The following is a 22745-nucleotide window of genomic DNA, read 5'->3' as shown; positions in this document are numbered from 1 at the left end:
GCCGTGCCGGTCGGCACGGCCCCACCTGCGGGTGTGCTCAGCGCGCGGCGAACTGCCTGTCGAGGGCGAGGTTGAGTTCCAGCACGTTGACGCCGGGCTGACCCATGAACCCGAGCCCACGGCCGTCGGTGTGCTCCTCGACCAGCTTGCGGACCGCCGCCGGGTCCGCGCCGCGCTCCCGCGCGACCCGGTTCACCTGCAACTCGGCGTACGCCGGGCTGATCTGCGGGTCGAGGCCGCTGGCGCTGGCGGTGACCGCGTCGGCGGGCACCGCCGGGTCGGCGGGCGCGTCGCCCCGGATCGGGGTGACCACCCCACCGGCCGCCACGTAGTCCTCGCCGGGCTGGGCCAACTCGACGGTGACCCCCTGGTACGAGGAGACGAACGGCGTCGCCGGGGCGGTCTGGTTGACGCTGACCACCCGGGTGACCGGGCCGGTCAGACCGTCGGCGCGGAACACGGCGAGCACGGCGCCCACCCCGTCGTCGGTGCAGAAGGGGCGTCGCCCGTCGACGCCGTTGAGTTCACCGACGGCCTTGCTGCGCCCGCACACCTGGGTCAGCAGACTCTCGCTGGACTCCTCCGGATCGGTGGCGATGGTGTCCACGACGCTCTCCGGGCCCAGGTTGCTGGCCGAGGTGGAGGTCGGGTCGTAGCCGTCACCGGCGGCGGAGGGGCGGGACTGGAAGTAGCGGGCGACCGGGTTGCCGTCCGCGTCGGTGAACGACTGGCCGATCAGCGAGCTGCCGACGGTGGTGCCGTTCACGGTGATCAGCGAACCGTCGGCCTTGTGGTTCAGGCCGGGCAGTTGACCGACCGCGACCAGGGCCAGCGGGTAGACCAGGCCGAGCAGCACCGTGAAGACGAGTACGGCGCGCAGGGCGGCGAGGTGTTGAGCGATCCAGGTGGGTAGGCGCATCACGAAATCCCCGGGACGAACTGGATGAGCAGGTCGATGAGCTTGATCCCGATGAACGGCACGATGATGCCGCCCAGGCCGTACACCAGCAGGTTGCGGCTGAGCAGCTTCGACGCGGCGGCCGGCCGGTACCGCACGCCGCGCAGGGCGAGCGGGATCAGCGCGATGATCACCAGGGCGTTGAAGATGACGGCGGACAGGATCGCCGACTCCGGGCTGGACAGCCGCATGATGTTCAGCGCGTCCAGGCTCGGGTAGAGGCCGGCGAACATGGCCGGGATGATCGCGAAGTACTTCGCGATGTCGTTGGAGATGCTGAACGTCGTCAGCGCTCCACGGGTGATCAGCAACTGCTTGCCGATCTCCACGATCTCGATCAGCTTGGTCGGGTCGGAGTCGAGGTCGACCATGTTGCCGGCCTCCTTGGCGGCCGACGTACCGGTGTTCATCGCCACCCCGACGTCGGCCTGCGCGAGCGCCGGCGCGTCGTTGGTGCCGTCACCGGTCATCGCGACCAGCCGGCCGCCCTCCTGCTCCCGCTTGATCAGCGCGAGCTTGTCCTCCGGCGTCGCCTCGGCCAGGAAGTCGTCCACCCCGGCCTCGTCGGCGATCGCCTTCGCGGTACGCGGGTTGTCACCGGTGATCATCACGGTGCGGATGCCCATCCGACGCATCTCGTCGAACCGCTCCCGCATGCCGGACTTGACCACGTCCTTGAGGTGGATGACGCCCAGGGCGCGGGCGGGTTGACCGTCGACGTGCTCGGCGACGACCAGCGGGGTGCCGCCGGTGCCGCTGATCGCGTCCACGATCTCGCCGACCTGCTCGGTCGGGTGACCGCCGTTCTCGCGTACCCACTTCATCACCGCGGCGGCGGCGCCCTTGCGGACCCGGCGGGCCGTGCCCACCGCGCCGCCGTCCACGCTGCCGTCCGGGGTGAGGTCGACGCCGCTCATCCGGGTCTGCGCGGTGAAGGGTACGAACGTGGCGTGCGGCATGACGCCGGGCTCGCGCTCACGCAGCCCGAACTCGTTCTTCGCCAGCACCACCACCGAGCGCCCCTCCGGGGTCTCGTCGGCCAGGCTGGACAGCTGGGCGGCGTCGGCCACCGTCGCGGCGTCGACCCCCTCGACCGGGACGAACTCGGCGGCCTGCCGGTTGCCCAGCGTGATGGTGCCGGTCTTGTCCAGCAGCAGGGTGTTGACGTCACCGGCCGCCTCGACGGCCCGGCCGCTCATGGCCAGCACGTTGCGCTGGACGAGGCGGTCCATACCGGCGATGCCGATGGCTGACAGCAGCGCGCCGATGGTGGTGGGGATCAGGCAGACCAGCAGCGAGACCAACACGACGCCGGTCACGCCGGAGCCGGTGATCGCCCCGCTGTCCGGAGCGGCAGCCTGGTACGCCTTGGAGAAGATGGCGAGCGGCTGGAGGGTGACCACGGCCAGCAGGAAGATGACCGTGAGCGCGGCGAGCAGGATGTTCAGCGCGATCTCGTTCGGCGTCTTCTGCCGGTTGGCGCCCTCGACCAGGGCGATCATCCGGTCGATGAAGCTCTCCCCCGGCTTCTGGGTGATCTTCACGATGATCTGGTCGGAGAGCACCTTGGTGCCGCCGGTGACCGCGCTGCGGTCGCCGCCGGACTCCCGGATGACCGGGGCCGACTCGCCGGTGATGGCCGACTCGTCGACGCTGGCGATGCCCTCGACGATGTCACCGTCGCCGGGGATGATGCCGCCCGCCTCGACCAGGACGATGTCGCCCTGCCGCAGCTCGGGCGCGGGCACCGCCTCGTCGCGGTAGGTGTTGGCGCGGGCGCCGGGCTTCCAGTCGATCAGGCGGGTGGCGATGGTGTCCTTCTTCGCCTGGCGCAGTGTCGCGGCCTGGGCCTTGCCCCGGCCCTCGGCGACCGCCTCGGCCAGGTTGGCGAAGATCACCGTCAACCAGAGCCAGATGGTGATGGCCCAGGCGAACACCGACGGGTCGGTCACCGCCAGGACGGTGGTGAACGCGGCGCCGACCTCCACGATCAGCATCACCGGGTTGCGCCAGAGCGTGGTCGGGTTGAGCTTGCGCACCGCGTCCGGCAGGGACCGGACGAGCTGCTTGGGGTCGAGCAGGCCCCCGCCGATCCGGTCGCCCTGGGTGGCCGGGGAGCCGGGGAGCTGCTCTGTCGGGGCGGACGTGACGGACATGTCCTCGTTCCTCATGATGGTCAGAGCCCCTCTGCCAGCGGGCCGAGCGCGAGCGCGGGCAGGAAGGTCAACGCGACGAGGACCACGGTGACGCCGACGACCATGCCGATGAACAGCGGTCGGTGGGTCGGCAGGGTGCCCTCGGACGCGGGGGTGGGTGCCTGGCGGGCCAGCGATCCGGCCAACGCGAGCACGAAGATGATCGGCAGGAACCGACCCAGCAGCATGCACAACCCGAGCGCGGTGTTCCACCACGCCGTGTTGACGGTGATGCCGGCGAAGGCCGAGCCGTTGTTGTTGCTGGCCGAGGTGAACGCGTACAGCACCTCGGAGAGGCCGTGCGGGCCGACGTTGAGCGCCGTCGAGTTGTTTCCGGTGGCGAACGCGGCAGCCGTACCGACGAGCACCAGGATCGGCGTGATCAGGAAGTACAGCGAGGCGAACTTGATCTCCCGCGAGCCGATCTTCTTACCCAGGTACTCGGGCGTGCGCCCCACCATCAGACCGGCCACGAAGACCGTGATCACCGCGAGGACGAGCAGGCCGTACAGCCCCGAACCGGTGCCGCCCGGCGCGACCTCGCCGAGCATCATGTTGACCATCGTCATCATGCCGCCGAGCGAGGTGAACGAGTCGTGGAAGGAGTTCACCGCACCGGTCGAGGTGAGGGTGGTGGCGGCGGCGAAGGTGGCCGAGTTCGACACGTCGAACCGCACCTCCTTGCCCTCCATCGCCGCACCGACCGCCTGCGGCACCGTGCCGTGGCCGGCCAACTCGAAGACGTTGGTGATGGCGACGCTGAGGAACGCGAGGATGCCCATCACCGCGGCGATGGCGTAGCCCTGCCGGTTCTGCCCGACCATCCGGCCGAAGACCCGGGGCAGGCTGAACGGGATCAGCAGGAGCAGGAAGATCTCCAGCCAGTTCGTCCAGGTGGTGGGGTTCTCGAACGGGTGCGCGCTGTTGACGTTGTAGAAGCCGCCACCGTTGGTGCCCAGCTCCTTGATCACTTCCTGGCTGGCGACCGGCCCACCGGTGATGGTCTGGGTGCCGCCGGTCAGCGTGGTCACGTCGGTGCCGCCGGAGAGGTTCTGCACCGCCCCGCCGATCATCAGCACGATGGCGCCGAGCACCGCGATCGGCAGCAGGATCCGCAGCACGATCCGGGTCAGGTCGACCCAGAAGTTGCCGAGCTGCCCGGTGCGGCTGCGGGCGAAGCCGCGCACCAGCGCGACCGCCACCGCGATGCCGACCGCCGCCGACACGAAGTTCTGCACGGCCAGACCGGCCATCTGCACCAGGTGGCCCATCGTCGACTCACCCGAGTACCACTGCCAGTTGGTGTTGGTCACGAACGAGACGGCGGTGTTCCATGCACCGTGGGTCATCACCGGGTCGAGGCCCAGCGACAGCCACAGGTGGTTCTGCACCCGCTGGAACAGGTACAGGAACAGGATCGAGACCGCGGAGAACGCCAGCACGCTGCGGGCGTACACACCCCAGGTCTGCTCGGCGGCCGGGTTGACCCCGACGAGTCGGTAGACGCCCCGCTCGACCCGCGACTGCCTGGTGCCGGAGACCGCCCGGAACATGTAGTCGCCGAACGGCTTGTAGACGGCGACGAGGGCCGCCACCAGCGTCAGCACGAAGATGACGCCCGCTGTTGTCATGGTCATCAGAAGCGCTCCGGGAACAGCAGGGCGAACACCAGGAACGCGCCCAGCACGATCGCGAGCACCAGACCGACGGCGTTGACCGCGTTCACAGCTTCTCCACCGCCCGGACCACCAGGGCGAGCACTGCGAACAGCGCCACCGTCAGGACCACGAACACCACGTCAGACACGCTGACTCCTCATAGCGGAAAGGTTCGTCGCGACCGCCTTCCGGTCGCGCCGGGCAAGCAAAGCCCACGTGCGCGCCAGGCGGCAGGGGCCATAACGCGACCATGACGGCGGCGAACCTTTTCTTGACGTGGTTTTCACACCCGCACCCTGAACAGGTGAAATGCGGCACAGAACCCCCGCGCGGTCCGCGCGGGCAGGACTGGTTGTCCGCCCTTTGCTCTGCACCCGCGGAGACGACGCTCACGGTCTGTAGCTGGTGCCTCCGCGGGTGCAGAGCAAAGGGCACGCGAGAGGCATGCGCGACCCGGGTGGGGTGCGCATGGGGTGGCGGGAGCAGAGGTGCGGGGCGGGGCCGGGTCAGGCCGGGCGGCGGGCCACCAGCACGTCGCGCATGATCGACTGGTCCACCCGGTGCCGCAGCGCGCGGTAGGGCTCGTCGTCGACCACGGTCAGGCCCGCGTCGGCCAGCGCCGCCGCCGCGTCGTCGCGGCTGGCGACGTGGGTGTTCCAGGAGATACCGAGCGCACCGCCGGGGCGCAGCAACCGCGCCCAGACCGGCGCGGCGTCCGCGAGCAGCGCCAGCGGATCGCGCGAGAGACCCTGATCGGCGGTACGACTGCCGTGCTGTACGCCGTACGGCGCGTCGGCGACGACCAGGTCGACGGTCTCCGGGCGGAAGAACTCCGCCGACCGGGCGGTGTCCGCGTTCACCACGTCGAGCAGTTGGGTCCGCCCGGCCTTGTGTTCCTCGCGGGTCGGTGCCAGTTCGATCCGCACCCGTCGGCCGACGACCTTGCGCTCCCGCCGCACCGGACCGGACTCCAGCACCCGGTGCTTGATCCGCTTCTGCTTCAGCCAGGTGGTGACGAACGCCCGGTACGCCTCGACGTCCTTCTGGTCACGCTCGATCCCGGCGGCGTCGAAGCCGTACATCAGCGCCTGGTTGAGCGTGGTGCCCCGACCGCAGAGCGGGTCGAGCACCCGGAACCGTCGGCTGGTCATCTCGGTGGCCCAGTCCGAGGCGAGCAGGGTGACGTTGAGCAGCAGCTTGGTGAACTGCTCGTTGGTCTTGCCCGGGTACTTCTGGATGGTGAGCAGGTCGTCGTCGTAGCGGTCCAGTCGGCTCCACTCGATCGGTCGCAGCAGGTCGCCGACGATCTCGAACAGCGCGTACCCGGCGGAGAGATTGCCCAGGACGGCAAGATCACGCTCGGTCAGCTCGTCGCCGGTGAACGTGACGTAGGACGCCCCACCGACGACCTCGGTGGCCGACTCGCCGATCCGACCGTCGAGCGCCGAGCGGCCGAAGATCTCCAGCTCGGCTCGGGTGAGGTCGACGGCGGAACGGGCGTACACCCGGTTGGTCGCGGGCAGGATCAGCAGGCCGTAGCGCGTCATGGTCCGGCGAGTATTCCACAACGGGTGACGGTCGCCGGGAACCGGAGCAGCCCCGGGAGCGACTACCGATACATGGGGTGTGAGCAGTGGCGGGAGGTCCTGTCCGCGCAGTTGGACGGGGAGGAGACCGCCGCCGAACGGGCAGCGGCGCAGGGGCACCTCGACGGGTGTGCCGATTGCCGGGCCTGGTTCACGGCCGCGGCTGCGGTGACCCGTCGGATTCGTACCCGATTGGTCACCGACGTGCCCGACCGGACCGCGGCGATCCTGGCCGCGACCGCAGCCGCCCCGCCGCCGCGGCGGTCCTGGTGGCGACGCCTGGCCGGGCGTGGCCCGCTGGTCGTCGGGCTGCGCGCGGCGCTCGGTCTGCTCGGCGCGGTGCAGCTCGTGCTCGGCCTGGCCCAGGTGGGCCGGGGCGCGGCGACCGACCACCTGCACCCCACCGGGCAGCACCTGTGGCACGAGTCGGCCGCCTGGAACGTGGCGGTCGGCGCCGGCTTCCTCTTCGTCGCGGTACGCCGCACCCCGCCGGCCGGGCTCCTGCCGATGCTCAGCGCATTCGTCGGCACGTTGCTGCTGCTCTCGGTCAACGACCTGGCCACCGGTTCGGTGGGTGGGGAGCGATTGGTCAGCCACGGCTTCCTGGTGGTCGGCTACCTGATCACCGTGCTGCTGTCCCGGCCCGGCCTACGCCCCGGTGGGCCCGCGCCGCAGCGGCAGCGGACGCCGTCGCGCTGGCGGTTCGGCAGCGACGAGGTGGAGCGTCCGCTCCGGGTGGTCCACCCCGAGTCGTACCCGGCGCAGGCCGCCGACCGCTTCGCCGCCCCGGCGGCACAGATCGGGCCGGCCGACGAGCGGCGCGCGGCCTGAGTGGTCTCGCTCAGTCCTGCGTTCAAGCCGGTCCGCCCTCGGCGATGACCTGCGGGATGACCTGCTCGACGATGGTCAGCAGGGTGGTGGTGAGCAGCAGGTGCACCTGGGCGCGGGTCAACGCGCCCCGCTGCAGCCACTCCCGCGCGGTCGAGGTGGCCAGCCCGCCGTACGCCCGGACCATCCCGCGCAACTCCTCGCGGTGCTGCGCCTCGCCGGCCAGCCCCACGGCGACGAGCATGCGGTCCGCGGCGACCTCCTCGGCCTCGGCCAGCACCCGCTCCACGTCGGCGTCCCCGCCCATGCCCCGCGCGGTGACCGCCGCCAGCCAGGACGTGCTGTGCCGGGACACCACGTCGAGGAACCAGGTGACGCTGGCGTCGACCCGGGTCCGAAGGTCCCCTTTGGGCAGCCGCTCCACTGCCACCTCCGGAATGGTCACCATGACCCGGACGACCTCCAGGTAGAGGTCCTTCTTCGTGCCGAAGTAGTGGTTGACCAGGCCCCGGGCGACACCCGCCTCGCGGGCGACGTCGGTCGTCGACACGTCCGCGTACGGGCGCTCACCGAACAACCGGACCGCACAGGCCAGGATCTGGCCGCGCCGGGCGTCCGGCTCCAATCGGCGGCGGCGGGGAGCCGTCTCGACACTCATCTGCCCGACCCTAGCGGCAGCTCACCCCGCCCGGCCTCGCGTCAACCACCGCTCCACCTTGATCAAGTGATGAAAAGTAGGTGTCAGAGCCATTCCTGACCTACTTTTCATCACTTGATCACCGCAGGCCCCGGCGACGCCGAACCACGTGCCGTCCCAGGTGGCGCAGATTGCACGCCTCGGAGTAGAGCGCCGTGTTGATCGCACCGACGGCGACCCCCGGCGCCCGCTGCACCCGGTCGACGTCCTGGACCACCCGACCGATCAACGTCAGTCGACAACGGAGATCGAACAACTCCCTCCGCGCACAGTGCAGCGCTGTCTCCAGTCCCCCGACCCGCTCCCGCAACCACGCCAACTCCGTCGCCTGATCCATCAGCACCCCTCCCATCGCTCACACGGGCTGCGCCCACGCTGCCCAGGTAGCTCGCCCCCTGGTTGCATCCTCGTGTTCACCCTCACCCATTCGAAAGGACTGCGCAAGTAGGTAGACGCAATTAGGCATTCCTGATCGCCCTACCGTCGAGTGATGGGTGTAGTCCCGGGTCCACTGGTCGGTCCGCACGAGGTGCAAGACCTGCTCGGCGTTAGCCGCACCCGCATGCGTCAGCTCATCCGTTACCCCACGTTTCCCGCGCCGTTCCAGCGACTGCACGGCACCACTGTGTGGCTGCGCGCCGATGTGGAGGCGTGGATCGCCGAGCACCGCCCGCCCCGCCCCACGGATGGCGACGAAGCAGAGTAGTAGGCGGCCAACCGTGCCCACCCCTTGATCAAGTGATGAAAAACAGCTCTGGCAACCGCTCCTGACCTATTTTTCATCACTTGATCTTGAGCGGTGATCTTGATTGGTGATCCTGAGGATTGGCGGGTAGGCGCTAGCCGGCCCGGCCCGCCTGTCGCATCGCTTCGATCACGGCGGGCGGCCACCTCGCCGCTTATTGACATGCTGCCAACAGGGCGCGAGGGTGGTGCACATGCCGACGCCCCCACTCGACGGTCCAGCCTCGCCCTGGCGGCAGCCGGAGCACGACGACCTCGCCGACCTGGCCCGCGCCTTCTTCACCAAGGAGGTGCTGCCGCACGCCGAGCGCCTGCTGGCCCAGGGCCATCCGGACCGCGAGCACTACCGGCGCGCCGGTGAGCTGGGGTTGCTCGGCCTGTCCGTTCCGGAGGAGTACGGCGGCGGAGGCGGCGGGTTCACCCACGAGGCCGTGATGCTGCACGAGCAGGCGTACACCGGGGAGAGCAGCCTCGGATTGGCCGTCCACAGTGGCATCGTGACCGGCTACCTGGCGGCGTACGGCAGCGAGGAGCAGAAGCGGCGCTGGCTGCCCGGTCTGTGCAGCGGTGAGCTGGTCGGCGCCATCGCGATGACCGAGCCGGACGGCGGCTCCGATCTTCAGGCGATGCGCACCCGGGCGGTCCGGGACGGTGACGACTACCTGGTCACCGGCGCGAAGACGTTCATCACCAACGGCGGCCTGGCCGATCTGATCATCGTGGCCGTGAAGACCGACCCGGAGCAGCGGGCGGCCGGTGTCTCGCTGCTCGTCTGCGAGGTGGACGGTGACCCGGAGGGGTTCCGCCGGGGCCGACTGCTGTCCAAGATCGGGCTGCACGCCAACGACACCGCGGAGTTGTTCTTCGACGGGTTCCGGGTGCCGGCCGCCAACCTGCTCGGGGGCGTCGAAGGGTTGGGCTTCATCCAGCTCATGCAGCAGCTCCCGCAGGAACGGCTGGTCATCGGTGTCGGCGCGGTCGCGGCGATGGAGCGGGCGGTCGCGCTCACCGTCGCGTACGCGAAGGAGCGCACCGCCTTCGGCAAGCCGCTGATGGGGCACCAGAACACCCGGATGGTGCTCGCGGAGTGCGCCACCCGTACCCGGGTCAGTCGGGTCTTCCTGGACGACTGCATCGTCCGGCACAGCCGGGGCGACCTGGACGTGGCCACCGCGGCGATGGCGAAGTCGTGGCTCACCGACGGGCAGTGCGAGGTCATCGACAGGTGCCTGCAGATCTTCGGTGGCTACGGCTACACGACCGAGTATCCGATCGCCCGGATGTACGCCGACGCCCGGGTGCAGAAGATCTACGGCGGCACCAACGAGATCATGAAGGAGCTGATCGCCCGTGCCCTCTGAGGCGTACGTCTATGACGCGGTCCGCACCCCGCGCGGACGCGGCCGGGACACCGGCGCGCTGCACGGGGTCAAACCGATCTCGCTGGTGGTCGGCCTGATCGACGCGTTGCGCGAGCGGAATCCCGGCCTGGACGTGGGCCGGTTGGAGGATCTTCTGCTCGGCATCGTCACCCCGGTCGGCGAGCAGGGCGGCGACCTGGCGCGGGCCGCCGCGCTGCTCGCGGGGTTGCCGGACGAGGTGGGCGGGGTGCAGCTCAACCGGTTCTGCGCCTCCGGGTTGGAGGCGGTCAACTCCGCCGCCGCGCGGATCCGCTCGGGCTGGGAGCACCTGCTGCTGGCCGGTGGGGTGGAGTCGATGTCCCGGGTGCCGATGGGCTCCGACGGCGCGGCCTGGGCGACCGACCCGCAGACCGCGCTGGCCACGTCGTTCGTTCCGCAGGGCGTCAGCGCCGACCTGATCGCGACCCTGGAGGGCTTCACCCGCGACGACGTGGACGGTTACGCGGTACGGTCCCAGGAACGAGCCGCCAAGGCGTTGGCCGGCGGGTACTTCAGCCCGTCGGTGGTGCCGGTCCGCGACGGCAACGGGCTGGACATCCTCACCGTGGACGAGCACCCCCGCCCGGAGACCACCCGGGAGGCCCTCGCTCGGCTCACCCCGTCGTTCGCCACCATCGGCGAGGCGGCCGGTTTCGACGCGGTGGCGTTGCAGAAGTTCCACTGGCTGGAGGCGATCGAGCACGTCCACCACGCCGGCAACTCGTCCGGCATCGTGGACGGTGCGGCGCTGGTGCTGATCGGCTCGGAGCAGGTCGGCCGCGACCTCGGCCTCACCCCACGCGCCCGGATCGTCGGCGCGGCGGTCACCGGGGCGGACCCGACGCTGATGTTGACCGGTCCGATCCCGGCCACCCACAAGGCGCTCACCGCCGCCGGGTTGACACTCGACGACATCGACCTGTTCGAGATCAACGAGGCGTTCGCCGCGGTGGTGCTCAAGTACGTCCGCGACCTGGGCCTCGACCCGGACCGGGTGAACGTCAACGGCGGCGCGATCGCCCTCGGCCACCCGCTCGGCGCGACCGGAGCGATGCTGCTCGGCACCGCGTTGGACGAGTTGGAGCGCCGCGACCTGCGCCGCGCCGTGGTGACCCTCTGCATCGGCGGCGGCATGGGCGTCGCCACCGTTCTCGAGCGCTGCTGACCCGGAGGACGACAATGACGAACACCATCCGGTACGACCGCGGCGCCGACGGCATCGTCACCCTCACCCTGGACGATCCGAGCCAGTCCGCGAACACCATGAACCGGGCGTACGTCGCGTCGATGAGCGCCGCCCTCGACCGGTTGGGGGCCGAACCCGATCTCGCCGGGGTCATCGTGACCAGTGCGAAGCCGACGTTCTTCGCCGGCGGCGACCTGCCGGAGATGATCAAGGCCACCCGCGCCGACGCGCCGGCGCTCGCCGACCTGCTCGGCACCATCAAGCGGGACCTGCGCCGGTTGGAGACGCTGGGTCGGCCGGTGGTGGCGGCGGTCAACGGCTCCGCGCTCGGCGGCGGTCTGGAGATCGCCCTCGCCTGCCACCACCGGATCGCGCTGGACGCGCCCGACAGTCGGCTCGGGCTGCCGGAGGTGACCCTGGGCCTGCTGCCCGGGGCCGGCGGGGTCACCCGGACGGTACGGATGCTCGGCCTGGCCGGTGCGCTGACCACGGTGCTGCTCACCGGCCGCCGGATGCGACCGGCCGACGCACTGGCCGTCGGGATCGTCGACGAGGTCGTCGCCACCGAGGCGGAGCTGCTGGACCGGGCCCGCGCCTGGATCGCGGACAACCCGCAGCCGAAGCAGCCGTGGGACCGACCCGACTACCGGATGCCCGGCGGCACCCCGGCCAGCCGCTCGCTCGCCGCCCAGCTGCCCGCCTTCCCGGCCACCCTGCGCAAGCAGCTCAAGGGCGCCCGGCTGCCCGCGCCGGAGGCGATCCTCGCCGCCGCCGTCGAAGGCGCACAGGTCGACCTGGAGACCGCCCTCACCGTGGAGACCCGACACCTGATCGGCTTGCTCACCGGGCAGGTCGCCAAGAACATGATCGGGGCGTTCTTCTTCGACCTGAAGGCCGTCAACGGCGGTGCCGCCCGACCGCCCGTGGACGTTCCGCCGGTGCGGCGGGTGGCGGTGCTCGGCGCGGGCATGATGGGCGCGGGCATCGCGTACGCCTGCGCCAGCGCCGGTCTGGACGTGGTGGTCAAGGACGTGTCGCCGGAGGCCGCCGACCGGGCCCGGGAGCACGTGCAACGGTTGCTGGCCCGCCGGGTCCGCAAGGGTCGGGCCACGGAGGCGGACGCCCGTGCGGTGCTGGCCCGGATCACGACGACCGACCAGGTGGACGCGCTGACCGGCTGCGACGCGGTCATCGAGGCGGTCTTCGAGGACCCGGCGCTGAAGAAGGCCGTGTTCGCCGAGGTGCTACCGGTGCTGACACCCGACGCGCTGCTCGCCTCCAACACGTCCACCCTGCCGATCACCGGGCTGGCCGAGGGGGTGGACCGCCCGGCCGACTTCATCGGCATGCACTTCTTCTCGCCGGTGGACCGGATGCCACTGCTGGAGATCGTGGTCGGCGAACGGACCGGCGACGCGGCGCTGGCCCGCGCGTTCGACCTGGGTCGGCGGATCGGCAAGACCCCGATCGTGGTCAACGACGGCCGGGGCTTCTTCACCAGCCGGGTGATCGGCCAGTTCATGGACGAGGCGATCGGCATGGTCGCCGACGGCGTACCGGCCGCGTCGGTGGAGCAGGCCGCGTTGCAGGCCGGCTATCCGACCGGGCCGCTCGCGCTTGCCGACGAGGTGAGCCTCACCCTGATCCAACGCATCCGTCGCCAGTTCGAGGCCGCCGGCGAGGAGTTTCTGCCGCTGCCCGCGCACCGGCTCGTCGACGAGCTGGTCGACGCGTACGACCGGCCGGGACGCGCCGCCGGGCGCGGCTTCTACGCGTACGACGACGGCACCCGGGGCCGGTTGTGGCCGGGTCTCGCCGACCTGACCACCGACGCCGGACGGGCGGTGCCGTTCACCGACCTGCAGGAGCGGATGCTCTTCGCCGAGACACTGGACGCGCTGCGCTGCCTCGACGAGGGCGTGCTGCGGACCGAGACCGACGCCGACATCGGCTCGATCTTCGGCATCGGCTTCCCCGCGTGGACCGGAGGTGTCATCCGCTACGTCCGGCAATACGCGGGCGGTCCGGCCGGCTTCGCGGCCCGCGCCACCGAGTTGGCCGACCGCTACGGCGACCGGTTCAGGCCGCCCGCCGACCTGGTCGACCGACTCGCCGCCGGTACGGCCGAACCGGCCGGTGTCGCGTGACGGCCGCCTGGCCGAGCCCCGGCGGGTCTGCGGCGGCCGGCGACCCGGGCACCGGAGGACGCGGCGGGCCGCTGGCCGGGGTACGGGTGGTCGAGCTGGCGAGTCTCGCCCCCGCGCCGTTCGGCTGCATGGTGCTCGCCGACCTGGGCGCGGACGTGGTGCGGGTGGACCGGCCGGGCGCGCCGGGAGCGGGTCGACTGGCCGCTCCGACCGACGGGCCGTTGCAGCGCGGTCGGCGGGTCACCGCGCTGGACCTGAAGACCCCGGACGGGGTGGCCGACCTGCTGCGTCTGGTGGACCGGGCGGACGTACTGGTCGAGGCGTACCGACCGGGCGTGGCCGAGCGGCTCGGTTTCGGCCCGCAGGTGTGCCGGGCCCGCAACCCCCGACTGGTGTACGCGCGGATGACCGGCTGGGGTCAGGACGGCCCGCTGGCGGCCCGAGCCGGGCACGACATCGACTACATCGCCGTCGCCGGGGCGTTGGAGCCGCTGGGCCGCGCGGGTGAGCGCCCGCACGCGCCGATGAACCTGCTCGGCGACTTCGGCGGGGGCGGGATGCTGCTCGCCGTCGGAGTGCTCGCCGCACTGCTGGAACGGGAACGCTCCGGCACCGGCCAGGTGGTCGACGCGGCGATGGTGGACGGCTCCGCGCTGCTCACCTCGTTCCTGCACGGGCTGCTCGGCAGCGGTCTGTGGGCCGCGCCGCGCGGGCACAACATCTTCGACGGCGGAGCGCCGTTCTACGACACGTACGCCACCTCGGACGGTGGATTCATGGCCGTCGGCGCGGTGGAACCGGCCTTCTACGCCGTACTCCTCGCCGGCCTCGACCTCGCCGACGACCCGGACCTGCCCGCGCAGTACGACCCGAGTGGCTGGGACGAGCTACGGCGGCGGTTCACCGAACGGTTCGCCGAGCGCACCCGCGACGAGTGGACGGCTGTCTTCGCCGACCTGGACGCGTGCGTCGCGCCGGTGCTCGCCCCCGGCGAGGCGCACCGGCACCCGCACAACGCCGCCCGGGGCACCTTCGTCGAGGTGGGTGATGAGGTCCAGCCGGCGCCGGCCCCCCGCTTCGACCGCACCCCGACGGCGCGTCCGGTCCCCGCCCCGGACCCGGAACGGGACGCCCTTCCGGTCGACGAGATCCTGACCCACTGGCCGCGACGCACCTGACCGGGTCACCGACCCGGCGGCAGTTGCGGCACCATCGGCGGAGGTGACCCGGGCCGGATCGTGAAGGAGCCGACGAGGATGACTGCGGACACCTGGAAGGGACAGGTCAACGGGATCCGCACATTCCTCAACCGCCTGGCGCTGGCCCTGACGGCCACCCCAGCGAGTTGATCAAGACGTTTGCGTCACGGATTCGCCTTTCGGTGACGCAAACGTCTTGATCAACCGAGTCGGGCGGGGGCGGGAGGGGCGGGAGGGGCGGAAGGCGCGGGGGCGGGTGTACCAGGTGGCGAAGAGGGCCACTGCCAGGAGTAGCTCCGCCAGGTCGCCGCCGTAGTACATGAGTTGGGCCGCCGACTGGAACGCCGCCGGGTCGCGGTCGGTCAGGCCCGGTGGGAGCGTTTCGGCGTACGCGTACAGGTGTTTGGCCAGCACGGAGTGACCGGCCGCCGCGCCGATCAGCGCACCGACCCGTACCGCGAGCCCGGGGCGTCGGGGCGCCGGGTCCGGTCCGGCCAGCGACCAGGCGAACAGGTACCCGGCGGCCAGGTAGTGCAGGTGCAGCGCGTGGTGCAGGACCGGCTGCCGCTCGGCAGTGGCGTACAGCGGGGTGAGCAGCACCAACGCCAACCCACCGGTGCTCAGCAGCGCGGCGGTCACCGGGTGGGCGAGCAGGTGCAGTGGCCGGGCACGCAGCAGCCGACCCACCGCTCGGCGCACCCGCGGCGGGGAGACCCGCAGCAGCAGCGTCACCGGGGCGCCGAGCACCAGTCCGAGCGGGGCAAGCATGCCGAGCAGCAGGTGCTGCGCCATGTGCCCGCGCGGGTCGCCGGGGAGCTGGCCCAGCGGGCCCACCGCGACCGCCAGCAGGGCGCAGCCGACCAGCCACGCGGCGGTACGCCGGTGGTCCCAGCCACGCGGGTCGCGGACGGCGGCCCACAGGTAGCCGCCCGCCAGCAACCCGACCGGAAGCAGCGGCAACCAACCCGACCCCTCCGCCGCATGCCCACCGTGCGCGAGCACCGCATGCCCACCGTGCGCGAGCACGGCATGTCCCGTCATCGGCGGCCGTCACCAGCGCGCCGGGACCGGGCCCGCCATACCACCGCCGCACCGGCCAGCAGCAGCACCGCGCCGGCGACGTTCCACACCACGTCGTACGGGAGCAGGTGTACGCCGTAACGGATCTGGTGCACCCGGAGCACCTTGTGGTCGATCAGCCCGTCGAAGACCTGGAAACCTCCGGCGCCGAGCAGGAAGCCGCCCCAGGTCAGTCGGGTCGACAGGGCACCCCGTCGGCGTAGGTCGGCGAACCAGAAGAAACCGCCGACCAGGGCGACCACCTCGGCTGCGTGCAGCAGCCCGTCGGAGAGCAACGCCACCGACGGCGTGGACCGGTCGTAGAAGTGGTGCCAGGCGAGCAACTGGTGAAAGACGATCTCATCCACCGCAGCCATGATCGCGACACCGATCACGACACCGGCCAGGATGGAGGAGCGCATAGCGACGGCACGCGCCCCGGGCAGGCGCACATCGGCCACCACACACCTCGCATCCACGTCGGTTAGGCGGAAATACCCCGAACTGCCCCAGTCATGCCGGCATGCGTCCACGCGCCCGGACCCGCACCCGCTGGCCGAGGCCAAGGTCAACACGAGATCGGCGATATAGGGCGGATCATCTGGTCGGGATACCGCCACTTCGGGGATCCGGTGTTGATCACGCAGATCGACGGGGTAGGCCGGGAAGATGCCCGTTTCACGGCCTCGGCACCGGACGCGGCATGATCATGGAGCCTGGAGGGGCGACCGAGGCCACAACCGGAGAAGGAGGTGCCCGTGCCGGACGCGGACGAACTCGTCGCCAACGCACTCGCGGCGATGCGCGGCACCGACGTACGGCAGGCCGAACGACAGCTGGACCAGCTCATGGTCGGCACCGGCGCGGCGGACGGCACCACGGCGGTGGACGCGGCGCTGCTGGGCCGACTGGTCCGCGGCCTGAGCCGACTCTGGCCACGCGGCTGGCAGCCGGCCGACGTGGACCGGATCACCACCCGGCGGCTCGGCACCCGCGCGACGCGGCTGGTCCGCGCCGCGATGGTCGCCCAGCGGCGCACCCAGGCCGAACCGGTCCCCGCCTGGTGGGACGACCAGTTAGGTGAGCTGACCGCCGACGTCCGGGACGACCACGACGTGCTGGCCTCCTGGACCACCACTGAGGGCCTGGACCGGGCCGACGCGCTCCGGACCGCCGTGGACACTCTCGCGCTGGTGGAGGGCCTGCCGCCGATCGCGGTGCTGCGCCCGCCGCCGGGTACGACCGGCCCGGTGAGCGCCGGACCGGTGGGGGCGGGCCGCAGCGGGTCGCCGATGCTCGACCGGGTACGGGCGTTGCTGGCCAAGGCCGAGTCGACCACCTTCCCGGCCGAGGCGGAGGCGTTGACCGCCAAGGCGCAGGAGTTGATCGCCCGGCACAGCATCGACGAGGCGTTGCTGGCCGCCGGGTCGGAGCGTGGCGACCTACCGGGCGGGGTACGCCTGAGCACCGACACCCCGTACGCGGGCGCGAAGGCGCTGCTGGTGCAGGAGGTGGCGGCGGCGAACCGGTGCGAGGCGGTGTGGTCCGACGATCTCGGTTTCACCACCGTGCTGGGTTGGCCCGCCGATCTCGTGGCGGTGGAGTTGCTCTACACCTCGCTGCTGGTCCAGGCCACCGCCGCGATGCTGCGCGGGCGCACCGAGCGGCGCTCGGGGTCGGGGCGGCGGACGAAGGCGTGGGACGAGTCCTTCCTCAACGCGTTCGCGCTGCGGATCGGCGAGCGGCTGCGTACGGCCACCGAGGCGGCGACCGACGCGGCGGACCGGGCGGCCGGGGCGGAACAGTTGTTGCCGGTGCTCGCGGCACGGGGTGAAGCGGTCCGGGAGCGGCTGGACACGCTCTTCCCCGGCGTGACCCGGCACCGGCTCAGCGTCCGGGACGCCGAGGGTTGGTCCTCCGGCACGACGGCGGCCGACCGGGCCTCGCTGGACGTCGGCGGCGGGCGGAAGCCCCGACAGGTGCCCGACCGGCCTGACCGGCGCCGACCCGACCCACGCTGACCCGACCCACGCTGACCCGATCCGCGCGCCGACCCACCCGCGCCGACCTGACGGCCGCCGACCCGACCCGGCCCGCGCCGACCCGACCCGCGCGTGGAAACACCCGCCGCCGACCCGACCCGACCCGCGCGTGGAGCCACCCGCCGCCGACCCGACCGGCACCGTCCGACCGGCGTGGGAACCACCACTGGCGGAGATTTCTGCGATTTTCTTCGGTGAGCCGTAGGGAACGGGGCGACGGCTCCGACCCTCCGGTGAGCCGCGCCCAGACCGGGGTGCGACCGACGCCTGAGGAGCACCACTGTGAAGTACATGCTGCTGATCTGGAACCGGCCCGGCTTCACCGAGGAGCTGACCGAGCAGGACCGCACCGCCCTGTTCGGCGAGGTCGACGAGATCATGAAGGAGCTGACCGAGACTGGTGAGTTGGTCGACGGCCAGGCGTTGGCGAACCCGGCGCAGACGATGACGGTTCGGCTCGTCGGCGACAGCCCGGAGGTCGTCGACGGGCCGTTCATGGAGAGCAAGGAGCAGTTCGCCGGGTACCTGACCGTCGACTGCGACAGCCCGCAACGGGCCGCCGAGATCGCCGCGCGCTGGCCGGACGTGCGCTTCGGCGGTGCGATGGAGGTCCGCCCGGTGATGGAGCAGGCCGGGACGGAGATGTGACCGACGACCGGACGGTCGAGGACCTGCTGCGCACGCTCGCGCCGCAGGTCCTCGGCCTGCTGGTTCGCCGACACGGCCAGTTCGACAGGTGCGAGGACGCCGTCCAGGAGGCGCTGCTCGCCGCCGCGATGCAGTGGCCTGGGGAGGGCGTACCGGACAATCCCCGCGCCTGGCTGCTCACCGTGGCCACCCGCCGGCTCACCGACGACTGGCGCAGCGAGAGCGCCCGCCGGGGCCGTGAGGTGGCGGTGGCGTTGCGGGAGCCGGCGTACGCCGGGGTGTCGCCACCGGCCGACGAGGAGCCGGCGGTGCCGGACACGGACGACACCCTGAACCTGCTCTTCCTCTGCTGCCATCCGGCGCTGAACGGATCGGCGCAGGTGGCACTCACGCTGCGCGCGGTCGGCGGTCTCAGCACCGCCCAGATCGCCCGGGCTCACCTTCTGCCGGAGGCGACGATGAGCCAGCGGATCCGCCGCGCCAAGCAGCGGATCGAGGCCGCCGGCGCCCGGTTCGACATGCCCGCGCCGGGTGAGCGGGAGGAACGGCTGCGGACGGTGCTGCGGGTGCTCTACCTGATCTTCAACGAGGGGTACACCGCGTCCAGCGGGCCGGATCTGCACCGGGCCGACCTGACCGGTGAGGCGATCCGATTGGCCCGCATCCTGCACGGGCTGCTGCCGGACGACGGTGAGGTGGCCGGCTTGCTGGCGCTCATGCTGCTCACCGACGCGCACCGGGCGGCCCGGCTCGGCCCGGACGGGGAGTTGGTGCCGCTGGCCGAGCAGGACCGCACGCGGTGGGACGCCGCCGCCATCGCCGAGGGGATCGCCCTGATCACCGAGGCGTTGACCTGGTCGCCGCCCGGGCCGTACCAGCTCCAGGCGGCGATCGCCGCTGTGCACGCGGAGGCGTCGACGGCGGCGGAGACGGACTGGCGGCAGATCGTCGCGCTCTACCGACTGTTGGCCCGGATCGCCCCGAACCCGATGGTGACCCTCAACCAGGCGGTGGCGGTGGCCATGGTGGACGGGCCACGGGCCGGGCTCGGCCTGCTCACCGCGTTGGACGCCGACGAGCGCACCGCCGGGCACCACCGGCTCGCCGCCGTACGGGCGCACCTGCTGGAGCTGGCCGGCGAGCCGGAGGCGGCGCGGGAGGCGTACCTGACGGCGGCTCGCGGCACCACGAGCCTGCCCGAGCAGCGCTACCTGGAGCTGCGGGCGGCCCGCCTGACGGGACGACGTGCGCCGTAGGTCCGTGGGGCGGCGCGGACGTTCCCGGCGAAGCCTCGTTTTGCCATTCGGCAACAATCTTTGCGGATCCTCTCGGAGCCGGTCACAGTCGTCGGCGACACGCGGAGGAGCGACCTGATGACCGAGCAGCACGAATTCGACAAGGACTACTGGGACCGGCACTGGCACCAGGCGCACCACGAGCGTCCCGACGCCATGACCGGCAACCTCCCGCACCCCTACCTGGCTCGGGAGACCGGCGACCTGACGCCGGGCACGGCCCTGGACGCCGGGTGCGGCACCGGCGCGGAGGCGGTCTGGCTCGCCTCACACGGCTGGCGGGTGACCGCCGTCGATCTCGCCTCCGCCGCCCTCGCCCGTGCCGCCGAGCGGGCCACGACCAGCGGGGTGTCCGATCGGGTGCGGTTCGTGGAAGCCGACCTGGCGGTCTGGGAGCCGAGCATCGGCTTCGATCTCGTCACCACCCACTACGCGCACCCGGCGATGCCGCAGCTGGCCTTCTACGACCGTCTCGCCGCCTGGGTGGCGCCGGGCGGCACCCTGCTCGTCGTCGGGCACCTGCACGCGTCGGGCACCACCGGGCACGATCACCATCCGCCCGCCGAGGCATCGGTCACGCTCGCGGACATCACCGCGCGCCTGGACCGCACCGCGTGGGAGGTCACCACCGCCGCGGAACACCACCGCACGGTGACCGGACCGGGTGGGCACGAGAACACGCTGCACGACGTCGTCGTACGCGCCACCCGACGCAGCTGACCACACCGCCGGCCGCCGGGAATCCCCGACGGCCGGCGGCAGTGCGCTCAGACTTCGGGCTCGACGGCCGGGCAGCTGGCATCCTGGGTCGGCACCACCAGATCGATCAGGTAGGCGTCGACGGTCTGCCGCACGCACGGGCTGCTGCTGTAGCTGCCGTGCCCCCACCCCTGGTAGGTGAGCAGCACGCCGTGCCGGCCCAACTGCCGGGCCACATTACGAGCCCAGCCGTAGCCGCTCGCCGGGTCGTGCACTGTGGCGGCGATCAGCAGCGGCACGTCGGTGCGGACCCGCAACCGGTGCTGCGGATCGGCGACCGGCGTCGGAGCGCCCAGGCAGGTGACCACCGCGAAGAGCGCGGGCGGGTAACGCAGGTCGGGCGCGAGTTGCGCGCTGCGCCGCACAAGTCCCGCGTACTCGCGGTAGTCGCGGACCGGCAGGCTCCAGTCCTGGCAGAAGACCGCGAAGGGGTACGGAGCCACCGCCTCGTCCGACAGCGTGTCGACGCGGGACGTGCCGGCGCCCTCCAGTCGGACGATCCACTCGGCCAGCCCCGGCCACCGCCACGTGTCGTAGAGCTGTTTGTGGGCGAGGCGGCTCAGCTCGAACGGGGCGAGCGTCGCGCCGCCCCGGTCCGGGTCGGTCAGGGTGCCCCGCTCCGCCCGGGAGTGCAGCCCGGCCCAGAGCGCCCGCGCGTCCCGACCGTGCAGCGCGCAGTCGGCGGAGCGGGAACACCAGTTCAGGAACTCGTCGAACGCGTCCTCCGCGGTGACGGCCTGGGTTTCCAGGAAGGCGCGGGTGCCGAGGCTGTGGTCCATGGTGGCCTCCAGCACCATGGCCCGGACCCGGCCGGGGAACAGCTCGGCGTACCGCTGACCGAGCAGGGTGCCGTACGAGCTGCCGTGGAAGGTGAGCTGGCGCTCGCCGAGCGCAACACGGATCGCGTCCAGGTCACGCGCGGCGCTGGTCGTGTCCACGTGGTCGTAGAGCGCCCCGGTACGGGCCCGACAGTCGGCGCGCAGCAGCGCGTTGTCGGCCAGTGTGGCGTCGAACTGAGCCTGGTCGGTGATCACCTGTGGTTGCCGGCCGAGCAGTTGCCGGGAACAGATCACCGGGTGGCTGCGTCCGGTGCCGCGCGGGTCGAAGCTGACGATGTCGAACCGGCGGCGTAGGTCGGGGCTGAACCGGGAACTGCCGTCCACCACCCGGTCGACGCCGCTGTCCCCCGGTCCGCCGGGGCCGAAGACCAGCGCACCTTCCCGGGTGGCCGGGTCGGCGACCCGACGGGCCAACTCCAGCTCGAAGCGCTCACCACGTGGTCGGTTCCAGTCGACCGGCAGCGACACTGTGCCGCATTCGGCGGTGGCGTCCTTGGCACAGGGCCGCCATTCGATCGTCGGGCCGGGTTGCGGTCGGGCGGCGGCGGGGCTCGCCGGGGTCAGGCCGGTGGCCGTGAGGGCCACTGCGACCGCCCAGCCGACGGCGGATTTGCGTACGCGCAGCATGAGGTGCTGTCCTCTCCTGGAAGGAGCGTTGCCGGTGAAACTCGCCCACCGGGCGAGGTGATGCTCTTCACCCGGGCCGTCGAGTAGCCGCTCGACGGCCCGGGGCCGGTGTCAGTCGACAGCCGTCAGGACCCGTTCGACACTCGTCATCCGGGTCTCCATCCCGCCCAGCCGCGCCTCCATCGCCGCGAGCAGCCGAGCGTTCTCCTCCTGGGCCCGGGCGGCCGTCTCGGCGAGTTGGCGGTAGTCGTCCGCGCGGGCCGCCTCGTACCGGGCCCGCCGGGTCTTGGCGAGTTGCACGACCGTCACCGTGAACACGCTGATGATCAGGGCGAAGATGCCGATAGCGCCGACCACCTCGGTCCAGTCGTGCTCGCTCATCCCGGTCACCGCGATCCTCCGGGCTGCTCGGCCGAGTCGGGCACGGTCAGCGTCTCGGCCGCCGCCGCGATGACCTGGGGAGTGAGTGTGAGCACGAACGGCTCCACCTCGTAGTAGTTCATGGCCTTCCCGTCCTCCGACAACTCCAGGCGAGCGGTGACCAGCCCGGCCGCCGCCAGCTTCCGTAGGTGGACCTGCAACAGCGCTCGGCTGATGCCCAGCTGCCGAGCCAGCCCGCTGACGTAGGCACGCTCGCGGGACAGCGCGGCGACGACCCGCAGCCGATGCGGGTTGGCCAGGGCGGCCAGCATCCGGACCAGGTCGTCGCCGGTCGGCGGTGCAGCGCTGCTCATAACAAGCCCTTGCACATGCAAAGAGACGCTAGCAGGTTCGGGCGCGCGGCGGCGGGGAGCGGCGGCGGAATCAGGGGGATCTCAGGGGCACGGGAGGCACCCGGACACACAGCACGCCGGGCCGGTGAAGATCACCGGCCCGGC

General features: G+C 71.8%; 22 protein-coding genes. 10 read left to right on the top strand and 12 right to left on the bottom strand.

The window, feature by feature from the left end; translation table 11 throughout:
- Positions 1 to 37: 37 nt before the first annotated feature.
- The 5 genes from O7616_RS07820 to O7616_RS07800 all read right to left on the bottom strand — a co-directional run bounded on the left by O7616_RS07820 (position 38) and on the right by O7616_RS07800 (position 6358).
- Entirely contained in the window at positions 38 to 919 is an 882-nt protein-coding gene (locus tag O7616_RS07820) for a potassium-transporting ATPase subunit C (RefSeq protein ID WP_282306211.1), read from the bottom strand.
- Positions 919 to 3114 (bottom strand): potassium-transporting ATPase subunit KdpB, encoded by a 2196-nt coding sequence (gene kdpB, locus O7616_RS07815; RefSeq protein ID WP_282306210.1) that lies wholly within the window; start codon positions 3112 to 3114, stop codon positions 919 to 921. The genes O7616_RS07820 and kdpB overlap by 1 nt, the downstream gene beginning before the upstream one ends.
- A gap of 20 nt (positions 3115 to 3134) precedes the next feature.
- On the bottom strand, positions 3135 to 4790 hold the full coding sequence (kdpA, locus tag O7616_RS07810) for a potassium-transporting ATPase subunit KdpA (protein WP_282306209.1): 1656 nt from the start codon (positions 4788 to 4790) through the stop codon (positions 3135 to 3137).
- On the bottom strand, positions 4790 to 4879 hold the full coding sequence (gene kdpF, locus O7616_RS07805; protein ID WP_036390805.1) for a K(+)-transporting ATPase subunit F: 90 nt from the start codon (positions 4877 to 4879) through the stop codon (positions 4790 to 4792). Before kdpF ends, kdpA begins: the two co-directional genes overlap by 1 nt.
- A 438-nt stretch (positions 4880 to 5317) precedes the next feature.
- A complete protein-coding gene (locus O7616_RS07800) occupies positions 5318 to 6358 on the bottom strand; it encodes an SAM-dependent methyltransferase (protein WP_282306208.1) in 1041 nt (346 codons plus the stop codon).
- 72 nt (positions 6359 to 6430) lie between these two features.
- On the opposite strand from O7616_RS07800, the gene O7616_RS07795 reads away from it, so the two are divergent.
- The gene (locus O7616_RS07795) at positions 6431 to 7228 is read left to right on the top strand and encodes a zf-HC2 domain-containing protein (protein ID WP_282306207.1); all 798 of its coding nucleotides are present in this window, start codon (positions 6431 to 6433) and stop codon (positions 7226 to 7228) included.
- Between the two features lie 22 nt (positions 7229 to 7250).
- Here the strand turns inward: O7616_RS07795 and O7616_RS07790 are convergent, their stop codons facing one another.
- Positions 7251 to 7883 (bottom strand): TetR/AcrR family transcriptional regulator, encoded by a 633-nt coding sequence (locus O7616_RS07790; RefSeq protein ID WP_282306206.1) that lies wholly within the window; start codon positions 7881 to 7883, stop codon positions 7251 to 7253.
- A 118-nt stretch (positions 7884 to 8001) separates the two neighbouring features.
- Complete coding sequence (locus tag O7616_RS07785) at positions 8002 to 8259, bottom strand: hypothetical protein (RefSeq protein ID WP_282306205.1); 258 nt, start codon at positions 8257 to 8259, stop codon at positions 8002 to 8004.
- Positions 8260 to 8412: 153 nt separating this feature from the next.
- Between O7616_RS07785 and O7616_RS07780 the strand changes: the two genes are divergently transcribed.
- The 5 genes from O7616_RS07780 to O7616_RS07760 all read left to right on the top strand — a co-directional run bounded on the left by O7616_RS07780 (position 8413) and on the right by O7616_RS07760 (position 14577).
- A complete protein-coding gene (locus tag O7616_RS07780; protein ID WP_282306204.1) occupies positions 8413 to 8628 on the top strand; it encodes a hypothetical protein in 216 nt (71 codons plus the stop codon).
- Between the two features lie 232 nt (positions 8629 to 8860).
- Positions 8861 to 10027: an acyl-CoA dehydrogenase family protein gene (locus O7616_RS07775; RefSeq protein ID WP_282306203.1), complete on the top strand. Its 1167-nt coding sequence runs from the start codon at positions 8861 to 8863 to the stop codon at positions 10025 to 10027.
- On the top strand, positions 10017 to 11231 hold the full coding sequence (locus O7616_RS07770; RefSeq protein ID WP_282306202.1) for an acetyl-CoA C-acetyltransferase: 1215 nt from the start codon (positions 10017 to 10019) through the stop codon (positions 11229 to 11231). The genes O7616_RS07775 and O7616_RS07770 overlap by 11 nt, the downstream gene beginning before the upstream one ends.
- A 14-nt stretch (positions 11232 to 11245) precedes the next feature.
- Positions 11246 to 13399: a 3-hydroxyacyl-CoA dehydrogenase NAD-binding domain-containing protein gene (locus tag O7616_RS07765; RefSeq protein ID WP_282306201.1), complete on the top strand. Its 2154-nt coding sequence runs from the start codon at positions 11246 to 11248 to the stop codon at positions 13397 to 13399.
- A 71-nt stretch (positions 13400 to 13470) separates the two neighbouring features.
- On the top strand, positions 13471 to 14577 hold the full coding sequence (locus tag O7616_RS07760) for a CaiB/BaiF CoA-transferase family protein (RefSeq protein WP_282307558.1): 1107 nt from the start codon (positions 13471 to 13473) through the stop codon (positions 14575 to 14577).
- Between the two features lie 171 nt (positions 14578 to 14748).
- Here O7616_RS07760 and O7616_RS07755 read toward each other — a convergent pair whose 3' ends face one another.
- Positions 14749 to 15639: a cytochrome c oxidase assembly protein gene (locus O7616_RS07755; protein ID WP_282306199.1), complete on the bottom strand. Its 891-nt coding sequence runs from the start codon at positions 15637 to 15639 to the stop codon at positions 14749 to 14751.
- Positions 15636 to 16118, bottom strand: coding sequence for a DUF2243 domain-containing protein (locus O7616_RS07750; RefSeq protein ID WP_282306198.1), 483 nt, complete (start codon positions 16116 to 16118; stop codon positions 15636 to 15638). Before O7616_RS07750 ends, O7616_RS07755 begins: the two co-directional genes overlap by 4 nt.
- A gap of 297 nt (positions 16119 to 16415) precedes the next feature.
- Between O7616_RS07750 and O7616_RS07745 the strand changes: the two genes are divergently transcribed.
- The 4 genes from O7616_RS07745 (at position 16416) to O7616_RS07730 (ending at position 20362) form a co-directional block, all read left to right on the top strand.
- The gene (locus tag O7616_RS07745; RefSeq protein ID WP_282306197.1) at positions 16416 to 17678 is read left to right on the top strand and encodes a DUF2786 domain-containing protein; all 1263 of its coding nucleotides are present in this window, start codon (positions 16416 to 16418) and stop codon (positions 17676 to 17678) included.
- A 312-nt stretch (positions 17679 to 17990) separates the two neighbouring features.
- Positions 17991 to 18347 carry a YciI family protein gene (locus O7616_RS07740; RefSeq protein WP_282307557.1) on the top strand — a complete coding sequence of 119 codons (357 nt, stop codon included), beginning with the start codon at positions 17991 to 17993 and terminating at the stop codon, positions 18345 to 18347.
- Positions 18344 to 19603, top strand: coding sequence for a DUF6596 domain-containing protein (locus tag O7616_RS07735; RefSeq protein WP_282306196.1), 1260 nt, complete (start codon positions 18344 to 18346; stop codon positions 19601 to 19603). Before O7616_RS07740 ends, O7616_RS07735 begins: the two co-directional genes overlap by 4 nt.
- A 117-nt stretch (positions 19604 to 19720) precedes the next feature.
- The gene (locus O7616_RS07730; protein WP_282306195.1) at positions 19721 to 20362 is read left to right on the top strand and encodes a class I SAM-dependent methyltransferase; all 642 of its coding nucleotides are present in this window, start codon (positions 19721 to 19723) and stop codon (positions 20360 to 20362) included.
- A 47-nt stretch (positions 20363 to 20409) separates the two neighbouring features.
- On the opposite strand, the gene O7616_RS07725 is transcribed toward O7616_RS07730, so the two are convergent.
- From O7616_RS07725 to O7616_RS07715, 3 genes are all read right to left on the bottom strand, one after another.
- Positions 20410 to 21867, bottom strand: a complete 1458-nt coding sequence (locus tag O7616_RS07725) for an alpha/beta hydrolase (protein WP_282306194.1) — start codon at positions 21865 to 21867, stop codon at positions 20410 to 20412.
- A gap of 111 nt (positions 21868 to 21978) precedes the next feature.
- Positions 21979 to 22248: a hypothetical protein gene (locus O7616_RS07720; protein WP_282306193.1), complete on the bottom strand. Its 270-nt coding sequence runs from the start codon at positions 22246 to 22248 to the stop codon at positions 21979 to 21981.
- 5 nt (positions 22249 to 22253) lie between these two features.
- Positions 22254 to 22601 carry a helix-turn-helix domain-containing protein gene (locus tag O7616_RS07715; protein WP_282306192.1) on the bottom strand — a complete coding sequence of 116 codons (348 nt, stop codon included), beginning with the start codon at positions 22599 to 22601 and terminating at the stop codon, positions 22254 to 22256.
- Between the last annotated feature and the right edge of the window lie 144 nt (positions 22602 to 22745).

Origin of the sequence: Micromonospora sp. WMMD964 (assembly GCF_029581455.1) — a bacterium.
Taxonomy (GTDB): Bacteria; Actinomycetota; Actinomycetes; order Mycobacteriales; family Micromonosporaceae; genus Micromonospora.
This window is presented reverse-complemented; position numbering and strand designations above follow the sequence as displayed.

Excerpts from the sequence above, each read along its gene's own strand:
- O7616_RS07820 (WP_282306211.1), bottom strand. The coding sequence starts at position 919 with ATGCGCCTACCCACCTGGATCGCTCAACACCTCGCCGCCCTGCGCGCC.
- kdpB (WP_282306210.1), bottom strand. The coding sequence starts at position 3,114 with ATGTCCGTCACGTCCGCCCCGACAGAGCAGCTCCCCGGCTCCCCGGCC.
- kdpA (WP_282306209.1), bottom strand. The coding sequence starts at position 4,790 with ATGACCATGACAACAGCGGGCGTCATCTTCGTGCTGACGCTGGTGGCG.
- O7616_RS07800 (WP_282306208.1), bottom strand. The coding sequence starts at position 6,358 with ATGACGCGCTACGGCCTGCTGATCCTGCCCGCGACCAACCGGGTGTAC.
- O7616_RS07795 (WP_282306207.1), top strand. The coding sequence starts at position 6,431 with ATGGGGTGTGAGCAGTGGCGGGAGGTCCTGTCCGCGCAGTTGGACGGG.
- O7616_RS07790 (WP_282306206.1), bottom strand. The coding sequence starts at position 7,883 with ATGAGTGTCGAGACGGCTCCCCGCCGCCGCCGATTGGAGCCGGACGCC.
- O7616_RS07785 (WP_282306205.1), bottom strand. The coding sequence starts at position 8,259 with ATGGATCAGGCGACGGAGTTGGCGTGGTTGCGGGAGCGGGTCGGGGGA.
- O7616_RS07780 (WP_282306204.1), top strand. The coding sequence starts at position 8,413 with ATGGGTGTAGTCCCGGGTCCACTGGTCGGTCCGCACGAGGTGCAAGAC.
- O7616_RS07775 (WP_282306203.1), top strand. The coding sequence starts at position 8,861 with ATGCCGACGCCCCCACTCGACGGTCCAGCCTCGCCCTGGCGGCAGCCG.
- O7616_RS07765 (WP_282306201.1), top strand. The coding sequence starts at position 11,246 with ATGACGAACACCATCCGGTACGACCGCGGCGCCGACGGCATCGTCACC.
- O7616_RS07755 (WP_282306199.1), bottom strand. The coding sequence starts at position 15,639 with ATGACGGGACATGCCGTGCTCGCGCACGGTGGGCATGCGGTGCTCGCG.
- O7616_RS07740 (WP_282307557.1), top strand. The coding sequence starts at position 17,991 with ATGCTGCTGATCTGGAACCGGCCCGGCTTCACCGAGGAGCTGACCGAG.
- O7616_RS07730 (WP_282306195.1), top strand. The coding sequence starts at position 19,721 with ATGACCGAGCAGCACGAATTCGACAAGGACTACTGGGACCGGCACTGG.
- O7616_RS07725 (WP_282306194.1), bottom strand. The coding sequence starts at position 21,867 with ATGCTGCGCGTACGCAAATCCGCCGTCGGCTGGGCGGTCGCAGTGGCC.
- O7616_RS07720 (WP_282306193.1), bottom strand. The coding sequence starts at position 22,248 with ATGAGCGAGCACGACTGGACCGAGGTGGTCGGCGCTATCGGCATCTTC.
- O7616_RS07715 (WP_282306192.1), bottom strand. The coding sequence starts at position 22,601 with ATGAGCAGCGCTGCACCGCCGACCGGCGACGACCTGGTCCGGATGCTG.